The organism is Pseudomonas sp. CP-1 (genome assembly GCF_021213715.1).
GTDB lineage: Bacteria > Pseudomonadota > Gammaproteobacteria > Pseudomonadales > Pseudomonadaceae > Pseudomonas > Pseudomonas aeruginosa.
The window spans coordinates 1-1,587 of sequence record NZ_JAJQKY010000056.1 but is presented as its reverse complement, the minus strand read 5'-3'; the positions used below and the strand labels follow the sequence as shown (position 1 = coordinate 1,587).

Below are 1,587 nucleotides of genomic sequence, written 5' to 3'. Positions count from 1 at the left end.
CGGTGCCGGCGACCTCGCGGATCGATTCGTGGATACGCTCGACGAAGCGGTTGAAGGAAATGGCCAGGACCCCGAATTCATCGTTGCTGGTGACCTTCAGGCGCTTGGTCAGGTCGCCTTCGCCCTGGGCGATGTCCTGCATGGCGCGGCCCATGTCGGTGAGCGGTTGCATCAGTACGCGGATCAGCATGCCGAGGAGGAGGACGATGGCGACCACCGCGATCAGCGCGGCGACGATCGCCGAGGTACGCAGCTTGGTGAGCATGGCATAGGCCTTGTCCTTGTCCACCGAGATGCCGATGTACCAGTCCAGGCCGGACAGGCCCTTGACCGGAGAGAAACTGAGGATCCGGGTGTTGCCGTGCAGCTCGGCCTCGCTGAAGCCGCTGCCGATCTTCGGCGTGTTGCGTGGGTAGACGTCGCTGAGGCTCTTCATGACCTGGTCCTTGTCCGGATGGACGAGGATCTTGCCGTCGCCGCTGACCAGGAAGGCGTAGCCCATGCCGCCGAAGTCCAGCGAGTTGATGATCTTCACCACCGTCTGCAGGCTGAGGTCGCCGCCGACCACGCCGAACGGCTGGCCGTCCTGGCGCGCCGGGCTGGCGATGGTCAGTACCAGCTCGTGGATGGCCGGCTCCATGTAGGGTTCGGTGAGGGTGGTCTGGCCGGCGCTGGTGGCGGCGTTGTACCAGGGGCGGCGGCGCGGGTCGTAGTCGGCCGGCAGGTCGCTGGTGGGGCGCGCGGTGTAGGTGCCGTCGGTCTGCCCCAGGTAGGTGAAGAGGAAGGTCGAGCCCAGCAGCGGCTGTTCCAGCAGGGCCTGGGTGGTCTCCGGGCTGTGGTCGCGGGCCAGGGTCTGGGCCAGGTTCTCGATCAGCAGGATGCGCCCGCTCAGCCAGTTCTGCACGTTGCTGGCGGTGATCTCGCCCATTTCGTGCAGGTAGTCCTCCAGGTCCTCGCGGATCGAGGTGCGCTGCAGGGAGTCGTTGTAGAGGGTGAAGAGGGAGAAGGTCGCGATCACCACCAGCGCGGCGGCGAGCAGGATCTTGTGACTGAACTTGAGACTTTTGATCATGGTTTCTTGCATCCGGGAGGCGCGGGCGCGCTGTCGTGAACAGCCCCAGTTGGATCGCAACTGCAAGGCTTGCCGTGTCTGTCGGCGGCAAGCCCGGAAGCTTTAGCGCAATGGATGAATGGTTTCACCGAATGCGACCTGGAGAACGAAAAAAGCGCCCGTGGGCGCTCTTCATCGATAGGCCGGATAATCGCTTCGCGGTTATCCGGCCGGTTCGGCTACGGGACAGGCAGGGCTCAGATCTTGAAGCTGTCCACCAGTTGGCGCAGGCGCCCGGCCTGGGTTTCCAGCTCGCCGCAGGCGCGCAGGGTGGCCTGGAGGTTCTCCACGCCTTCCTGGTTGAGGGTGTTGATCTCGGTGATGTCCATGTTCAGCGAATCGACCACCGCGGTCTGTTCCTCGGTGGCGGTGGCCACCGACTGGTTCATCCCGTCGATCTCGCCGATCCGCCGGGTCACGCTGCCCAGGCTTTCGCCGGCACGGTTGGCGATCTCCACGCTCTCCAGGCTGTAGCG

2 pseudogenes are annotated in these 1,587 nt (G+C 64.8%); both read right to left on the bottom strand.

The features are described 5' to 3' along the window. Positions 1 to 1,072: pseudogene (pctB, locus tag LT948_RS33025) on the bottom strand (methyl-accepting chemotaxis protein PctB); the annotation flags it as partial. Positions 1,073 to 1,308: 236 nt separating this feature from the next. Then, positions 1,309 to 1,587, bottom strand: a pseudogene (locus tag LT948_RS33020) (chemotaxis protein); the annotation flags it as partial.